Origin of the sequence: Bradyrhizobium sp. CCGE-LA001 (assembly GCF_000296215.2) — a bacterium.
In the GTDB taxonomy this organism is placed as follows: domain Bacteria; phylum Pseudomonadota; class Alphaproteobacteria; order Rhizobiales; family Xanthobacteraceae; genus Bradyrhizobium.
In genome coordinates this window covers 7,124,345-7,141,011 of the sequence record NZ_CP013949.1, presented here as the reverse complement: position 1 = coordinate 7,141,011, position 16,667 = coordinate 7,124,345, and the positions used below count along the sequence as shown (strand labels likewise).

Genomic DNA, 16,667 nt, shown 5'->3' with positions numbered 1-16,667 from the left:
GGCGGCCTACACCTCCAACACAATTTTGCCAATATGTGCGCTGGTTTCCATGCGCCGGTGCGCATCGGCTGCCTTTTCCAGCGGGAAAGCGCTGTCCATCAGCGGCTTGATGCGGCCTTCGCGCAAAAGCGGCATCACTTTCTGTTCGATCGCGGCGACCATGGCCGCCTTGTCTGCATTACTACGGGGGCGCAGCGTCGAGCCGGTATGGGTGAGGCGCTTCACCATCACCTTGGCGATGTTGACGCTGACCTTGGGGCCATTGAGCGTCGCGATCTGCACGATACGGCCGTCGACCGCGGCGGCATCATAGTTGCGGTCGACATAGTCGCCGGCGACCATGTCGAGGATCAGATTGACGCCGGCCTTGTTGGTCTCTTCCTTGACCACGGCGACGAAGTCTTCGGTTTTGTAGTTGATGGCGCGGTCGGCGCCCAGCTTGAGGCAGGCATCGATCTTGTCCTGCGATCCGACGGTGACGAACACCTTCGCACCGAACGCTTTGGCAAGCTGGATCGCGAGGGTGCCGATGCCGGAGGAGCCGCCATGGATCAGCAGCGTCTCGCCGGCCTTGAGGCCTCCGCGCTCGAACACGTTGTGCCAGACCGTCATCAGGGTCTCCAGCAACGCGCCGGCTTCCTTGATCGAGAGCGACGGCGGCACGCTCATGGCCTGGGCGTCCTGGGCAATGCAGTACTGCGCATAGCCGCCGCCGGCGACGAGCGACATCACCTTGTCGCCGATCTTGTGCCGCTTGGCATTGCTGCCGACTGCCACCACTTCGCCCGCGATCTCCAGGCCCGGCAGGTCGCTGGCGCCGGGCGGCGGCGGATAGGCGCCGGAGCGCTGCGCGACGTCGGGCCGGTTCACGCCCGCGGCCTCGACCTTGACCAGGATCTCGTCAGGCCCGGGCTGCGGCACCGCGCGTTGTTCCGGCACCAGCACCTCCGGTCCGCCAGGCGTGGAGATGGCAACCACGGTCATTTGCGCGGGCAGCTTGTCCATGATGTGTCCTTGAGCAAAGGTGCGGGAGGAAACGAGGCCATTGCTTAGCCAGCGCGGTCCACGCTGGCAACCGCCCTGGTCCGTTTGGAGGACACGAACGCAGGAGGAACGAGGATGCCGACGGAAGACGACGACCGCCCGCGCAAGAAGATCAGCCATGAGATCGGACAGGATCTCTCACTGTTGTCGGTGGAGGAACTGACCGAGCGCGTGACCCTGCTCAAGACCGAGATCGCACGACTGGAAGAAGCCGCCACCAGGAAGCGCGCTTCGCGCGATGCGGCGGATAGCTTTTTCAAGAAGTAGGAACTCTCGTGTCCCGGACGCGGTGCAGCGCGTAGCGCTGCTCCGCAGAGCCGGGACCCATGCCTCTCCAAACACCTCGGCCAAAAGGTTCTAGGCCCCGGCTCAGCAGTGCAGCACTTCGCGCCGCACCGCGTCCGGGGCACGATACCTTAGATCGGCCACTGGCCGACATGGCTAACGAACTCTCAAAAATTTAGCTCGTTTACCGTCGATTAAGCTTTCGGGTTTATGACTGGCGCTGTCCTCGTTTGGACACCGAGTGGCTCCTGTCCACTCTGTTTGACGCCTCCCTGTTATCAACTTTCAAAGCCGCCGGTCTCCGGCGGCTCTTTTTTTGGCGTCTGCTCCCACATTCGGCGTCTTATCCCGGTTGCATTCCGAGGAATGACCCGCGGAAACCATATCCGCGCTTGTCACTGGACTCCGCGTCTTGCCCGCGCAATGATTTGTTCATCATAAGCCGGCGCCAAGCCGGACAGTCAAACAGTTGCGTAAGGGGCGTTAACCATGGAACGTTTGCAGGCCGACGGCGCTCTCGTTCAACTCAGCGAGCGGTTCACCAATTCTGCGGCGTTCGGCGTCCTGTTCCGCGAGGGTATGGACCTCGTCGAGGAGACCGCCGCCTATCTCGACGGCGCCGGCCGCACCGAAGCCAAGGCGCTCGACCGCGCCGTCAGCCTGACCTATGCGACCGAGAGCATGCGCCTCACCACGCGCCTGATGCAGCTCGCTTCGTGGCTGCTGCTGCACCGCGCGGTGAAGGAAGGCGAGATGACGCTGAGCCAGGCCAACCGCGAGAAGACCAAGGTCAAGCTCACCGCCGCCGATCCGGGCCCCGCCGACACCATCGAGAAGCTGCCCGCGCAGCTCCAGGATCTGATCCATCGCTCGATGAGCCTGCAGACCCGCGTGCGTCGCCTCGACACCACCATCCACACCCCACCGGCCGAGCACGTCGCGATCGGCAACCCGCTGGTGCCGCACCTCAACGCGCTGAAGGCCGCGTTCGAGCGGTAGGCCATCGACAATCACACCGTCATTCCGGGGCGCGACAAAGTCGCGAGCCCGGAATCCATAACCAGGATCGGGAGTATGGATTCCGGGCCCGCGCCAAAAGGCGCGTCCCGAATGACGGCAAACAAAAACGCCCCTGGTCTCCCAGGGGCGTTTTTCGTCGCGGCCTTGCAGCCGGATCAATCCTTTTTGAGAAAGCCCGAAAACTTCTTCTGGAAGCGCGAGACGCGGCCGCCGCGGTCCATGATCTGGGCGTTGCCGCCGGTCCAGGCCGGGTGCGATTTCGGGTCGATGTCGAGGTTCAGCGTGTCGCCTTCCTTGCCCCAGGTGGAGCGGGTCAGGTACTCGGTTCCGTCGGTCATGACGACCTTAATCGTATGATAATTCGGGTGAATTTCGGCTTTCATGACAATTCCTCGGCGCCCCGGCGCCTTTCTGGGTGGCTAGCGAATGACGGATTTGGCCGGCTCTATACCTCACGAACCCCTGTAAAACAAGCCATAGCGCGCGCCGAACCGGGCGCCCCCCTAAGGGACTTCCCGGATTTGCCACTCCTGTTGCACCGGCCTATTGGGAGCTAACGAATGCAATGGGTCGGATCTCATGAGCGCAGTGGAACGGCTTGATGACCAATATGTCGATCAGCCCGAAATGAATTCCGCAGACACACCGTCGATCGAGACCGATCTGATCGAGCAGCCCGCCAAGGGCCGTGCGAAACTCCGGCCGCTGCTCGCGCTCGCGCCCTATGTGAGCCGTTATCGCGGCCGCGCCGCGCTCGCCTTCGTCGCGCTGACGGTCGCCGCGCTGACCACGCTGCTGGTGCCGGTCGCGGTGCGCCGGATGATCGATTTCGGCCTGACGCCCGAAGGCATCGAGCTGATCAACAGCTACTTCTCGGTGATGCTCGCGGTGGTCGGCGTGCTCGCGCTCGCGAGCGCCGCGCGCTACTACCTCGTGATGACGATCGGCGAGCGCATCGTCGCCGATCTCAGGCGCGACGTCTTCGGCCACCTGCTCTCGCTCTCGCCGACCTTCTTCGATTCCGCGCGCAGCGGCGAGCTGATCTCCCGCCTCACCGCCGACACCACCCAGATCAAATCCGCCGTCGGCGCCTCGGTGTCGATCGCGCTGCGCAATCTGATGATGTTCCTCGGCGCCGCCGCGATGATGGTGATCACCAGCCCGAAATTGTCGGGCTTCGTGCTGCTCGTCATTCCCCTGATCGTGCTGCCGCTGGTCGCGTTCGGGCGCTGGGTGCGGCGGCTGTCGCGCAATGCGCAGGACACGCTCGCCGACGCTTCGGCCTATGCGGGCGAACTGGTCGGCGCGATCCGCACCGTGCAGGCCTATACCAGCGAGCAGTTCGCCGAAAAGCGTTTCGGCGGCAATGTCGAGCAGGCCTATGAAGCCGCGCGCACCTCGACCCAGGCTCGCGCGGTGCTCACCGCCATCATCATCTTCATCGTGTTCGCAAGCGTGGTCGCGATCCTCTGGATCGGCTCGCACGACGTGCTCACCGGTGCGATCTCACCGGGCCGGCTCGGCCAGTTCGTGCTCTATGCGGTGTTCGCCGCGGCAGGCCTCGGCCAGCTCAGCGAGGTCTGGGGCGAAGTGTCGGCGGCCTCCGGCGCGGCCGAGCGCCTGTTCGAGATCCTGCACGTGAAATCAGATATCACGGCGCCCGCCGCGCCACGTGCGCTGCCGGTTCCTGCGCGCGGCGAGGTCGGGTTCGATCGGGTCAGCTTCGCCTATCCGGCGCGGCGCGACGTCAACGTGCTCGATGCCGTCTCCTTCAATGTGCGGCCCGGAGAGAAGGTTGCGATCGTCGGCCCCTCCGGCGCCGGCAAGAGCACGATCTTCCATCTGCTGCTGCGCTTCTACGATCCCAACAACGGCACGATTGCGCTCGACGGCGTGCCGGTCAGGTCCGCCGACCCGCACGACGTCCGCGCGCGCATCGCGCTGGTGCCGCAGGAATCGGTGGTGTTCGCGGCAAGCGCCCGCGAGAACATCCGCTTCGGCCGGCCCGATGCGACCGATGCCGAAGTCGAGCGCGCCGCCGAGCTCGCGCATGCCGCCGAGTTCATCCGCCGCCTGCCGGAAGGCTTCGAGACGGCGCTCGGCGAACGCGGCGTGACGCTCTCCGGCGGCCAGCGCCAGCGCATCGCCATCGCGCGCGCCATCCTGCGCGATGCGCCGCTGCTGCTGCTCGATGAAGCCACCTCCGCGCTCGATGCCGAAAGCGAGACCCTGGTGCAGACCGCGTTGGAAGAACTGATGCGCCATCGCACCACGCTGGTGATCGCGCACCGCCTCGCCACCGTCCTCTCCTGCGACCGCATCCTGGTGATGGACCAGGGCAGGATCGTCGAGCAGGGTACGCATGCCGAGCTCGTCGCTGCGAACGGGCTTTACGCGAGATTGGCCAGGCTGCAATTTGAAGGCGCGTGAGAGGGCTTCGATTGTCGCCACAACGACGGCGTCATCGCCCGCGCAGGCGGGCGATCCAGTACTCCGAGCCAGTCGTGACCAATCGAGAAGCTGCGGCGTACTGGATTCCCCGCCTTCGCGGGGAATGACAGTTGAGATTGTGGCGGAAGCTTCGCGTACGGATGCTATTCGCACTTCGGTGAGAGCGCCGGCACGTTCGGCCACAGCCAATTCTTCCAGCTGCCGTCCTCGCCGACGCAGGCTGCAGGACCGTTCGTAGCGAGCTGCGGCGCAAAGCGCCGGTCGACATATGCCGTCGACACATAGAAGGCGATGATCACGCCGACAAAGACCGAGGAACCCTTGGCGAGATCGCGCAGCTGCATCGATCGTCTCCATCTGCTTGTGATCGCTGCTCTGGCGACAACGACCAACGGACGTCCGGGGATCCCGATGTGACGTGCTTCACGCCCGCCATTGCATCTTCAGCACCGGCCGGCCCGAGGTCGGGTTGACGTCGTCGCCGGCATGAACGAACCCGTTGCGCTCGTAGAAGCGGATGGCGCGGGAATTGTCCTTGTTGACGAGCAGCGTGACGCCCGATGGCGACAGCCGCTTGGCCTCGTCCACCAGCCGCCTTGCGGCATCCGAGCCCCAATGAGCGGGATCGACCACGAGCTGGTCGAGATGGCCGTCGCGGTCGATGGTGACGAAGCCGGTGAGGACGTCATCCTGTTCGGCGACGACGATCGACGCCTTCGGCACGAGGTCCTTGCGCCAGCGTTCGCGCCACCATTCCAGCCGCGCCGCGAAGTCGATCTGCGGATAGGCCTGCTGCCAGCTGCGATGCCAGAGCGCGATCGCGGCGGCCTCGTCCTCGACGCGATAGGGGCGGAGGTGGATCATCGGGCTATACTCGTCACGGCCGGGCTTGACCCGGCCATCCATCCACTTCGAAAGAATCCGTCTTGATAGATTGCCGGGTCAAGCCCGGCAATGACGAGCTGTGGTGCATCTGACGCCACTACCGCTCCGTCAGCTTCAGCTCGATGCGGCGGTTGCGTTTGTAGGCCTCTTCCGTGTTGCCGGTGTCGAGCGGCTGGAATTCGCCGAAGCCGGCGGCGACAAGGCGCTGGGCGGGCACGCCGAGCGAGACCAGATACTGCACCACCGAAATCGAGCGCGCGGCGGACAGGTCCCAGTTCGACTTGAAGTTCAACCCGGTGACCGGCCGCACGTCGGTGTGGCCGTCGACGCGCAGCACCCACGGGATGTCGCTCGGGATCTTCTTGTCGAGCTCGATCAGCGCGGTCGCCAGGGTGTCGAGCTCGGCGCGGCCCTCGGGCAGAAGCACCGCCTGTCCGGTGTCGAAGAACACTTCGGACTGGAACACGAAGCGGTCGCCGACGATGCGGATGTCGGGTCGGTTGCCGAGGATGGCGCGCAGCCGGCCGAAGAACTCCGAGCGGTAGCGCGACAATTCCTGCACGCGCTGCGCCAGTGCGACGTTGAGGCGGGAGCCGAGATCGGCGATGCGGTTCTGCGATTCCTTGTCGCGCTTCTCGGAGGCGTCGAGCGCCTCTTCCAGCGCGGCCAGTTGCCGGCGCAGCGCGCTGATCTGCTGGTTCAGCACCTCGATCTGCGCCAGCGCCCGCGCCGAGACGGCTTTCTCCGAATCCAGCGCCTTGCCGAGTTCGGAGGTCTTGCCTTGCGCGTCATTGCCCGCGGCAGCCAAGCCGTCATAGAGGCCCTTGATGCGGTCGCGCTCGCTCTCTGCCGAGGCGAGCCCGGCCTTCAGCGACGAGACCTGATCGTCGAGCGTGAGCTTGCCGAGCTTCTCCAGCGACAGCAGCTCGTTGAGCTGCGCGATCTTGGCGTTGAGCTGCTCCAGCGCCTTGTCCTTGCCGGTGACCTCCTGCGACAGGAAGAACTGCACCACCAGGAAGACCGACAGCAGGAACACGATCGACAGCACCAACGTCGACAGCGCGTCGACGAAGCCGGGCCAGTAGTTGAGGCCGCCTTCGCTGCGGCGGGCGCGGGCTAGAGCCATTGTCGTCACTCTCCACTCTCGTGTCCCGGACGCGGCTAGCAGCGTGAAACGCTGCTGCGCAGAGCCGGGACCTAGCGTCTCTCTCGGATGGGCCCCGGCTCAGCGACGCAGCATTTCTTGCTGCGTCGCGTCCGGGGCACGATACCTTCTCAACTCTTCTCCGGCTGGCGCGCGATCCGCTCCAGCAGCCGCCGGATCTCGCGGTTCTGCTCGCCCTGGCCGTCGGCCCATTCGCGAATCATCTGCTGCTCGGTGCGCATATGCGAGACCAGCGCCTGGATGGCTTCGGCAAGGCTCGCCATCGCCGCGGTGGTGCCGCGGCTGCCGCTGCCTTCTTCGAGCACGGAGCGCAAGCGTTCGACCACGGCCTGCAGCTCGCCGCTGGCCACACCGCCGCCGGCGACGGCGGGGGCGACCGCCAGCTCGCCGCTGCCATATTCGCGCACGGTGGTGGCGAGCCAGTCTTCCAGGTCGGTGTAGAAGCGGTTCTGGGCCTGGCTCGATTGCAGGTCGAGAAAGCCGAGGATCAGCGAGCCGGCGAGGCCGAACAGGGAGCTCGAGAACGAGATGCCCATGCCGCTGAGCGGGGCGGCGAGGCCCTCCTTGAGCGTGTCGAACAGCGCGCCGGAATCGCCCCCGACCTTGAGCCCGTCGATCACCTTGCCGACCGAGCCGACCGTCTCGATCAGGCCCCAGAACGTGCCGAGCAGGCCCAGGAAGACCAAAAGGCCGGTCATGTAGCGGGAGATGTCGCGGGCTTCGTCCAGGCGCGTCGCGATCGAATCGAGCAGGTGCCGCATGGTGGTCTGGGTGATGGTCATCCGCCCCGAGCGCTCGCCGCCGAGGATCGCCGCCATCGGCGCCAAGAGCTTCGGATGCCGGGACGGCGCGAGGCCGGGATCGGCGATGCGGAAATTGTTGACCCAGGACACTTCAGGGTAGAGTCGGATCACCTGGCGGAAGGCCAGGATGATGCCGATGAACAGCACGCCGCCGATCAGGGCGTTCAGTCCGGGATTGGCGAAGAAGGCCTGGATGATCTGCTTGTAGAGCACCACGCCCACCAGCGCGCACAGCACCAGGAAGACCAGCATCCGCACCAGGAAGACGCTGGGCGAGGACAGTTTGGTGTACTCGATATCCATGGAGCGGGAAGTGCCAGACGGCATGGCAGGTATCATCCGTTACGAAGCTTGCTTGCGCGCGCACTATGGCACAGCGCCGGCCCAAAAAAAGCGCCGGATGCGCCGATTTCGGGGAGAGCTGGGGGAACCCGGGCCGGAAGCCGTGCTTTGTTAGACAGGTGTCTGCAAAAGCTCGCCATTCGGGGGCCGCATGAGCGTCGTTTCCGCGATCATCGGGACTGCCGAACGTGTGCCGTTACCCGACGTGGTGATCCGCGCCGCGATCCAGCGCCTGTGCTCGCGCACGGCGACGCGCCTGTCGGCGCTGGGGGCGGCCGACGATGCCGCCTTCGCCGGGCGGATGATGCTGCGCCCGATCAGCGAAGACGCGGATGCCGCGAGCGGCCGCCTTGACGAGGTGCCAGCTTCGTTCTTCGCGCAGGTGCTCGGCCCCAACCGCAAATATTCCTGCTGCTTCTACAAGACCGATGCGACCACCTTGCAGGAGGCGGAGGAGGAGGCCCTGCGCCAGACGGTCGAGCATGCCGGTCTCGCCGACGGGCAGACCATCCTCGAGCTCGGCTGCGGCTGGGGCTCGCTGTCGCTGTGGATGGCCCGGCAGTTTCCGCACACGAAGGTGACGGCGGTGTCGGCCTCGCAGGCGCAGCGCGCCTATGTCGAGGAGGAGGCGCGGCGGCGCGGGCTTCTGAACCTGCGCGTCGTCACGGCCGACATGAACGTGTTCGCACCCGAGGGCCAGTTCGACCGCATCGTCTCGGTCGAGACCTTCGAGCACATGATGAACTGGCGCAAGCTGATGACCCGCCTGCGTGCATGGCTCGCGCCGGACGGGCGCGTCTTCATGCACGTGGTCTCCCACCGCTCCGGCTCCCATCTGTTCGACCGGGCCAATCGCGAGGACTGGATCGCGCAGCACATGTTCACGAGCGGCTTGATGCCGAGCCATCACCTGGTCAGGCAGTTCGACGACATCTTCGCCATCGAGAAGGAATGGTGCTGGAGCGGGACACATTACCAGCACACCGCGAACGACTGGCTCGCCAATTTCGATACGCACCGCGACGCCATCGAGGCCTCCTTGCGCAAGGTCTATGGCGAAGAGACCGCACTCTGGATGCGGCGCTGGCGCTGGTACTTACTGGCGACATCGGGGCTGTTCGGGTACGCCGATGGAACCGAATGGGGTGTGAGTCACTATCGGATGAAAGCCGCCGAGTAATTGCGATGTTCCGTCGCACACGTGCCGGTGGAACCTTGACTCACAATCAAGTGACCCCTCAAAAGCCTTCTTATTTCAATCATGTAAGCTGTGTGACAATGAGCCGCCCGCGTCATGCGTTGCATCGCAGCAGATGCATTCTATTTTGGCGGCATCAGCCGCGCGCAAATGGCCCAGAACGGGCCTCGCGCGAGCATGGTCAGTTTCAACAACATCGGGGCACCCAATTTCATGTCAGGACTTCGTGCGCGATCGGCATGCGTTGCAATGATGCTCGCGGCCCTGGCGCCGCTGTTGGCAGGCTGTGACGAATCCAATTCCGCAGTTTCTTCCGCGCCACCGTCGGACCCTGACGTCAGCATCGTGATCGTGAAGCCGCAGTCGCGCGCCGTGGTGCGTGAGCTGCCGGGCCGCATCGCGCCGACCCGCGTCTCCGACGTGCGGCCGCGCGTCTCCGGCATCGTGGTGGAACGTCTGTTCCGCCAGGGCAGCGAGGTTAAGGCAGGTGATGCGCTCTACCGCATCGATCCGCGCCCGTTCGAGGTCGAGGTGCTAGCCAACGAGGCGGCGCTCGCCAAGGCCGAGGCCGCTGCGATGCAGGCGCACCAGCAGGCACGTCGCGTCGCCGCGCTCACCAAGGACCGTGCCGCGCCGGAGGCCGAGAACGAGAAAGCCATCGCTGCCGAGCGCCAGGCCCATGCCGAGGTCGAGGGCCGCAAGGCCGAGCTCGCGCGGGCCAAGCTCAATCTCGATTACGCCACCGTGCGCGCGCCGATTGACGGCGTCGTCGGTGCGGCCCTCGTCAGCGAGGGCGCGCTGGTGGTGCAGAACGAGACCAATCTCGCCACCATCCAGCAGCTGGATCCGATCTACGCCGATTTCACCCAGTCGGTGAACGAGCTCAACCAGCTTCGCCGCGCCTTCGAAACCGGCGATCTCGAGCGTATTGCGTCCGACGCCGCCAAGGTCCGCCTCGTGCTCGACGACAACACCACCTACGCGCTCGACGGCAAGCTGTTGTTCTCTGATGCCAAGGTCGATGCCCACACCGGCCAGGTGACGCTGCGCGGTCAGTTCCCCAACCCCAAGCGCGAGCTGCTGCCCGGCATGTATGTCCGTGTCCGTATCGATCAGGGTCTCGATTCGGACGCGATCGCCGTGCCGCAGCAGGCGGTCCAGCGCAATGGCGGCGGCGGCAGCGAGGTCTTCGTCGTCAAGGACGACAACCACATCGCCGTGCAGGCGGTGCGCACCGGCTCGGTGCAGGACGGGCTCTGGTTCGTCACCGAAGGCCTCAAGGCCGGCGACAAGGTCGTGGTCGAAGGCTTCCAGAAGTTCGCAGCCGGCGACAAGGTCAAACCGCAATCCTGGTCGGAAGCTGACGCGACCGCGGACAACCGGCACGCCGCCCAGCAGCTGACGCGGTAGCAGAACTGTACCGCACGTGACGTCCTCAATCCTGTGAGGAGCCCGCACAAGGCGGGTGTCTCGAACGATAGCCGGCGAGAGCCGGGCACTTCATGGTTCTCCCGGCGATGCGCAGCATCGTCCGGAGCGCGTTCCGCGCGGCTTGCCATGAGGAACCAGTGAAACAACGAGGGTAAAGCGGCTCATGCCGAGTTTCTTCATCGACAGGCCGATCTTCGCCTGGGTGGTCGCGCTGTTCATCTGTCTGATCGGCGCGATTGCGGTGCCGCTGCTGCCGATCGCGCAATACCCGATCATCGCGCCGCCCTCGATCTCGGTCTCGACCAGCTATCCCGGCGCCTCGCCCGAAAATCTCTACAACAGCGTCACGCGGCTGATCGAGGAGGAGCTCAACGGCGCCGCCAACATCCTCAACTTCGAATCGACCAGCGACTCGCTCGGCCAGGTCGAGATCATCGCCAACTTCCAGCCGGGCACAGATACCAGCGCCGCCTCGGTCGAGGTGCAGAACCGCATCAAGCGCGTCGAGGCGCGCCTGCCGCGCGCGGTGATGCAGCAGGGCATCCTGATCGAGGAAGCCTCCAGTGCGGTGCTTCAGATCATCACGCTGAACTCGACCGACGGCAGCCTGGATGAGGTCGGTCTCGGCGACTTCATGATCCGCAACGTGTTGGGCGAGATCCGCCGCATTCCCGGCGTCGGCCGCGCCACGCTGTATTCGACCGAGCGCAGCTTGCGCGTCTGGGTCGATCCGGCCAAGCTCGTCGGCTACGGGCTGACCGCCGACGACGTCAACAAGGCCATCACCGCGCAGAACGCGCAGGTCGCCTCCGGCAGCATCGGCGCCGAGCCGTCGACGTCGAACCAGCGCACCTCGGCGCTGGTGCTGGTCAAGGGCCAGCTGTCGTCCCCAGACGAGTTCGGCGCGATCATCCTGCGCGCCAATGCCGACGGGTCGACCGTGCGCCTGCGCGACGTCGCGCGCGTCGAGGTCGGCGGTCTCAGCTACCAGTTCAACACGCGCCTCGACGGCAAGCCGACTGCCGGTCTTTCGGTGCTGATGTCGCCGACCGGCAATGCGTTGGCGACCGCGAGCGCGGTCGAAGCCAAGATGAAGGAACTGTCGCGCTTCTTCCCGGCCAACATCACCTACGAGATTCCCTACAACATCACACCGGTGGTCGAGGCCTCGATCAAGAAGGTGCTGATGACCCTGGTCGAAGCCGTGGTGCTGGTGTTCGTGGTGATGTTCCTGTTCCTGCAGAACATCCGCTACACCATCATCCCGACCATCGTGGTGCCCGTGGCGCTTCTGGGTGCCTGCACCACGCTTCTGCTCGCCGGCTACTCCATCAACATGCTTTCGATGTTCGGCATGGTGCTCGCGGTCGGTATCCTCGTCGATGACGCCATCGTCGTGGTCGAGAACGTCGAGCGCATCATGGCCGAGGAAGGCCTGTCGCCGAAGGAAGCGACGCGCAAAGCCATGTCGCAGATCACCAGCGCCATCATCGGCATCACCCTGGTGCTGATGGCGGTGTTCGTGCCGATGGCGTTCTTCCCCGGTTCGGTCGGAATCATCTACCGGCAGTTTTCGGTCACCATGGTCGCCGCGATCGGCTTCTCCGCCTTCCTGGCGCTGTCGTTGACGCCGGCGCTGTGCGCGACCCTGCTCAAGCCCGTCGAGGCCGGTCACGGTCACGCGAAGGGAGGCGTGTTCGGCTGGTTCAACCGCATGCTCGAAGGCGCCAAGGAGCGCTATGCGCGCACCGTTGGTTTCTCGCTGGGCCGCACCGGCCGCCTGATGCTGGTCTATGCCGCGCTGCTGGTCGGCCTGTCCTGGGCCTTCGTCAACCTGCCCGGCGGCTTCCTGCCCGTCGACGACCAGGGCTTCATCACCACTGACGTGCAGACGCCGTCGGATTCGTCCTATGCCCGCACCGAGGCGGTGATCGAGAAGGTCGAGAAATATCTGGCGCAGCGGCCGGGCGTCGACAACGTCACCTTCCTCACCGGCTTCAGCTTCTCCGGCCAGGGCATGAACACCGCGCAGGCGTTCATCACCCTGAAGGATTGGTCGGAGCGCGGGCCGAAGGACTCCGCCGCCGCGATCGTCAACGACGTCAACCGCGACCTGGGCGCGTCGATCCGCGACGCGAAAATCTCGGCGCTGCAGCCGCCGCCGATCGACAATCTCGGCAACTCCTCCGGCTTCTCGTTCCGTCTCCAGGATCGCGGCCAGAAGGGCTATCCGCAATTGATGCGCGCCGCCGATCAGCTGATCGCCGAGGCCAATGCCAGCCCGGTGCTGCAGAAGGTCTATATCGAAGGCCTGCCCGAGGCGGGCGTGGTCAATCTCGTGATCGACCGCGAGAAGGCCGGCGCCTTCGGCGTCACCTTCGAGGACATCAACAACACGATCTCGACCAATCTCGGCTCGAACTACATCAACGACTTCCCGAATCGCGGCCGCATGCAGCGCGTCGTGGTGCAGGCGGACGCGCGCGACCGCATGCGGACCGAGGACATCCTCAACTACAACGTCAAGAACAGCCGCGGCCAGCTGGTGCCGTTCTCGTCCTTTGCGACCGTCGAGTGGGCGCGCGGGCCGACGCAGATCGCCGGCTTCAACTATTATCCGGCGGTGCGCATCTCCGGTGAAGCCAGGGCCGGTTTCACCTCGGGCGATGCCATCGCCGAGATGGAGCGGCTCGCCGGCCGCCTGCCGCGCGGCTTCGGCTACGAATGGACCGGGCAGTCGCTCCAGGAGAAGCTCTCGGGCTCGCAGGCGCCGTTCCTGCTGGCGCTGTCGGTGTTCGTGGTGTTCCTGTGCCTTGCCGCACTGTACGAAAGCTGGACCATTCCGCTGGCGGTGCTGCTCACCGTGCCGCTCGGCATTGTCGGCGCAGTTGTCGCCGCGACGCTGCGGAGCCTGCCCAACGACGTCTACTTCACCGTCGGCCTGATCACCATCATCGGCCTCGCGGCCAAGGACGCGATCCTGATCATCGAGTTCGCGAAGGATCTGCGCAAAGAAGGCAAGCCGCTGGTCGAAGCCACCATCGAGGCCTGCCGCCTCCGCTTCCGCCCGATCCTGATGACCGGCCTTGCCTTCATCTGCGGCGTGCTGCCGATGGCCATCGCCCACGGCGCCGGCGGCGCCAGCCAGCAGGCGCTCGGCAGCGTCGTGATGGGCGGCATGATCGCGGTGGTGATCCTGGCGCTGCTAATGGTGCCGGTATTCTTCGTCTCGGTGCAGCGCGTGCTGGGCGGAGACCGAGAGCCGAAGGCAGAGAAGCAAGCCAAGCCGTATGGGCCGCCGGCGCGGGCACACACGGGTCATTGAGCGTCATTCCGGGCTCGCGCCAGGAGGCGCACCCGGAATGACGAGGCAGAGCAAGCGGCTTTCGCCGTTGCCTACTTCCTCAAAATCTTCACCAATTCCCCGTGCACGAACTCGTTGCCGCACACGACGTGCCCGGTGACCAGCGGATCGCCCGGCGTCGCGATGTCGCTCACGGTGCCACCGGCTTCGCGCACCATCAGCATGCCGGCGGCGATGTCCCAGGATTGCAGATCGCGCTCCCAATAGCCGTCGAGGCGGCCGGCGGCGACGAAGGCGAGGTCGAGTGCGGCGGCGCCGAAGCGGCGCAGGCCCGCGACGCGGTCCTGGATCGCGGTCATCTCGCGGCGGAATTCCTCGTGGTTGCCACGGCCGATATGGGGCAGGCCGCAGGCCACCACGCATTCATTGAGCTGGCGGCGGCCGGCGACGCGCAGGCGCTGGTCGTTGAGGAAGGCACCCTTGCCGCGCTCGGCGATGTAGAGCTCGTCATTGGCGGGATTGTAGATCACGCCCGCAATCACCGTGCCCTCGCGCACGAGGCCGATCGAGATCGCGAATTGCGGGATGCCGTGCAGGAAGTTGGTGGTGCCGTCCAAGGGATCGACGATCCAAGTGTGGCTCTTGTCGGTGCCCTCGCGGGTACCGCCTTCCTCGCCGATGAAGCCGTAGCCGGGCCGGGCCTTGGCGAGATCCTGGTAGAGGATCTCCTCGGCGCGCTTGTCGGCGAGCGAGACGAAATTCGCCGGTCCCTTCAGCGAGACCTGGAGATGCTCGATCTCGCCGAGATCGCGCTTGAGGCTGCGGCCGGCGCGGCGCGCGGCCTTGACCATGACGTTGATAGTGGCGGAGTACAGCATGGGCTTTCGGACTTGATCGGGGGAATGGCGCGACATCGCGGCTGACTGGGGGATGGGGTGCCCTGCGAGGCCGCTTCCGTCAAGTCATTGGGGCAAGTCATTTTGTGCCAAGCCATTTCCTGGCTGCGGCCTCCGCCTTGGCCCGGTCCTCGGCCGGCAGATCGGACAATTGCTTGTCGAGTTCCGGGTCGCCCTTGCCGGCGGTCTTGGCCACCAGGTGCCATTTGAAGCCCTCGACCTTGTCCACGGTCGTGCCGACGCCATTGATCAGCACCCAGGCCAGCCGGTTCTGCGCAATCGCGCTGCCTTGGCGGGAAGCCTTGCGCAACAAAGCGACCGCGGCCGGCTGGTTCTTCGGCGTCCCGGTGCCGTTGAACATGGCGATGGCATATTCGACCTCGGCATCGACATTGTCGGCCAATGACGCCGCCTGGAGCAGCCGCACCGATCGTTCGGCATCCTTCGGCACGCCGGTGCCTTCCTTATAGAAGGTCGCGAGCGCGTACTGCGCCTCGGGCAGGCCGGCATCGGCGGCCTGGCGCAACAGCTCGGCGGAGCGCTTGACGTCCTGCGGCAGGGTCTGGCCGTCGAGATAGAGCAGTGCGAGATTGTAGGCCGCCTTGGGCTCGCCGAGCTTGGCAGCGGATGCCATCAGCTTCACCGCCTCGCCCTTGTCGACCGGGCCGCCGCGGCCGGACATGCGCAGCATGGAAAGCGCGAACATCGCCTCGCGGTCGCCGGCATCCGCAGCGCGCTTGTACCATTCGGCCGCCTTGGCGTAATCGCGGCGGATGCCCATGGCATTGGAATAGAGCTCGCCGAGCATGGTCATCGCCTTGGGATCACCCGCTTGCGCGCGCGCGGTGGCCAGCTCGAACGCGGTCTTGTACTGGCCGCGCTGATAGGCGCCGTACACCAGATCGACATTGGGATTGTCGGCCGGCGGCGCAGGGATCACGGTTGCGGGCTTGGGCGAGGCGGACGGCTTGGGGGATGGTGAAGCCTTCGGCGCCGGCGCCGCCTCCTTCTTGGCAGGCGCGGGCGGCTTGGGCTTCTGCTTTTCGGCCGGAGGGCTCGGCGTCGTCGCCGGCGGCGTTATCTGGAGCTGCGCCGCCGCAGGCGTCGTGAGCAGCAGCGTGGCCAGGATGGTGATGCGCGGGAGCTTCATGTCGGGCGCTAGCCGTGCTCCTGGCCCGCAGGATTTTGGCTTGCGGTCGCATAGGCCTTCTTGATCGCAGCATCGACCTCGATCAGCGCAGCCTTCGGCCCGCGCGGATCGGCCCAGATCAGCTCGCCGACCAGCACGAAATCGGCGCCGCTGGCGGCGAAGTCGTAGGCCTCTTCAAGCGAGATGGCAAAGCCGACGCAGGGCGGCTCGAACAGCTCGGCCCACCAGTCCAGCCGTTCGGCGATCGCCTGCGAGGACGGGCGCTGGCCCTTTTCGTCGGGCTCGCCGAACAGCAAATAATCGGCGCCCATCTCGCCCGCGCTCATGGAATCGTGGCGCGTGGTAAGTCCGCCGACGCCGGCGATGCGATCGGGCTTGAGCGATGGCGCCGCGTCTTCCAGAGCAGCAAGGCCGGTGAGGTGGGCGCCGTCGGCGCCGCCACGCGCCACCAGCTCGGCATGGCCGTCGATCAGGAGCGCGGCGCCGGCCTTCTGCACCGGCGGCGCCAGCGCCTTGATGCGCGAGATCATGGTGCGCTGGTCCGTCTCCTTCAGCCGCAGCAGCACGGCCGCGACGTCGGCAGATGCAAGCAGGCCCGGCAGCTCGGCGACGAGCGCAGCTGGATCGTCGACGTCAGGCGTCGCAAGATAAAGACGCGGCGCCGGGCGCGGCGGAGGCGGTTTGTTCGACAAG

General features: G+C 65.8%; 15 protein-coding genes. 6 read left to right on the top strand and 9 right to left on the bottom strand.

Annotated elements, in window-relative coordinates; genetic code table 11:
- Positions 1–6: 6 nt before the first annotated feature.
- The gene (locus BCCGELA001_RS32575; RefSeq protein WP_008546638.1) at positions 7–1,005 is read right to left on the bottom strand and encodes an NAD(P)H-quinone oxidoreductase; all 999 of its coding nucleotides are present in this window, start codon (positions 1,003–1,005) and stop codon (positions 7–9) included.
- Positions 1,006–1,119: 114 nt separating this feature from the next.
- Here BCCGELA001_RS32575 and BCCGELA001_RS32570 point away from each other — a divergent pair, with 114 nt between their 5' ends.
- Both BCCGELA001_RS32570 and rcdA read left to right on the top strand, forming a co-directional pair.
- Positions 1,120–1,311, top strand: coding sequence for a DUF1192 domain-containing protein (locus BCCGELA001_RS32570; protein ID WP_060737149.1), 192 nt, complete (start codon positions 1,120–1,122; stop codon positions 1,309–1,311).
- A gap of 507 nt (positions 1,312–1,818) precedes the next feature.
- Entirely contained in the window at positions 1,819–2,328 is a 510-nt protein-coding gene (gene rcdA / locus BCCGELA001_RS32565; protein ID WP_008569199.1) for a protease adaptor protein RcdA, read from the top strand.
- Between the two features lie 176 nt (positions 2,329–2,504).
- Here rcdA and rpmE read toward each other — a convergent pair whose 3' ends face one another.
- Positions 2,505–2,732, bottom strand: a complete 228-nt coding sequence (rpmE, locus tag BCCGELA001_RS32560; protein ID WP_025034016.1) for a 50S ribosomal protein L31 — start codon at positions 2,730–2,732, stop codon at positions 2,505–2,507.
- A 196-nt stretch (positions 2,733–2,928) separates the two neighbouring features.
- Between rpmE and BCCGELA001_RS32555 the strand changes: the two genes are divergently transcribed.
- On the top strand, positions 2,929–4,779 hold the full coding sequence (locus BCCGELA001_RS32555; RefSeq protein ID WP_060737148.1) for an ABC transporter ATP-binding protein/permease: 1,851 nt from the start codon (positions 2,929–2,931) through the stop codon (positions 4,777–4,779).
- 164 nt (positions 4,780–4,943) lie between these two features.
- Here the strand turns inward: BCCGELA001_RS32555 and BCCGELA001_RS32550 are convergent, their stop codons facing one another.
- The 4 genes from BCCGELA001_RS32550 to BCCGELA001_RS32535 all read right to left on the bottom strand — a co-directional run bounded on the left by BCCGELA001_RS32550 (position 4,944) and on the right by BCCGELA001_RS32535 (position 7,980).
- Positions 4,944–5,144: a hypothetical protein gene (locus tag BCCGELA001_RS32550; RefSeq protein WP_008546606.1), complete on the bottom strand. Its 201-nt coding sequence runs from the start codon at positions 5,142–5,144 to the stop codon at positions 4,944–4,946.
- A gap of 79 nt (positions 5,145–5,223) precedes the next feature.
- Positions 5,224–5,664 carry a GNAT family N-acetyltransferase gene (locus BCCGELA001_RS32545; protein WP_144441611.1) on the bottom strand — a complete coding sequence of 147 codons (441 nt, stop codon included), beginning with the start codon at positions 5,662–5,664 and terminating at the stop codon, positions 5,224–5,226.
- Between the two features lie 118 nt (positions 5,665–5,782).
- On the bottom strand, positions 5,783–6,811 hold the full coding sequence (locus tag BCCGELA001_RS32540; protein ID WP_008546601.1) for a peptidoglycan -binding protein: 1,029 nt from the start codon (positions 6,809–6,811) through the stop codon (positions 5,783–5,785).
- Between the two features lie 149 nt (positions 6,812–6,960).
- A complete protein-coding gene (locus BCCGELA001_RS32535; protein WP_060737146.1) occupies positions 6,961–7,980 on the bottom strand; it encodes a hypothetical protein in 1,020 nt (339 codons plus the stop codon).
- 166 nt (positions 7,981–8,146) lie between these two features.
- Here BCCGELA001_RS32535 and BCCGELA001_RS32530 point away from each other — a divergent pair, with 166 nt between their 5' ends.
- The 3 genes from BCCGELA001_RS32530 (at position 8,147) to BCCGELA001_RS32520 (ending at position 13,949) form a co-directional block, all read left to right on the top strand.
- The gene (locus tag BCCGELA001_RS32530) at positions 8,147–9,175 is read left to right on the top strand and encodes an SAM-dependent methyltransferase (protein WP_008546598.1); all 1,029 of its coding nucleotides are present in this window, start codon (positions 8,147–8,149) and stop codon (positions 9,173–9,175) included.
- 231 nt (positions 9,176–9,406) lie between these two features.
- Positions 9,407–10,603 (top strand): efflux RND transporter periplasmic adaptor subunit, encoded by a 1,197-nt coding sequence (locus BCCGELA001_RS32525; protein WP_144441609.1) that lies wholly within the window; start codon positions 9,407–9,409, stop codon positions 10,601–10,603.
- Positions 10,604–10,787: 184 nt separating this feature from the next.
- Complete coding sequence (locus BCCGELA001_RS32520; RefSeq protein ID WP_060737145.1) at positions 10,788–13,949, top strand: multidrug efflux RND transporter permease subunit; 3,162 nt, start codon at positions 10,788–10,790, stop codon at positions 13,947–13,949.
- Positions 13,950–14,020: 71 nt separating this feature from the next.
- Here BCCGELA001_RS32520 and BCCGELA001_RS32515 read toward each other — a convergent pair whose 3' ends face one another.
- The 3 genes from BCCGELA001_RS32515 to BCCGELA001_RS32505 form a co-directional block, all read right to left on the bottom strand.
- Positions 14,021–14,806, bottom strand: a complete 786-nt coding sequence (locus BCCGELA001_RS32515) for an inositol monophosphatase family protein (protein ID WP_060737144.1) — start codon at positions 14,804–14,806, stop codon at positions 14,021–14,023.
- 97 nt (positions 14,807–14,903) lie between these two features.
- Positions 14,904–15,974, bottom strand: coding sequence for a tetratricopeptide repeat protein (locus tag BCCGELA001_RS32510; protein WP_060737143.1), 1,071 nt, complete (start codon positions 15,972–15,974; stop codon positions 14,904–14,906).
- Between the two features lie 8 nt (positions 15,975–15,982).
- The gene (locus BCCGELA001_RS32505; RefSeq protein ID WP_060737142.1) at positions 15,983–16,666 is read right to left on the bottom strand and encodes a thiamine phosphate synthase; all 684 of its coding nucleotides are present in this window, start codon (positions 16,664–16,666) and stop codon (positions 15,983–15,985) included.
- Between the last annotated feature and the right edge of the window lies 1 nt (position 16,667).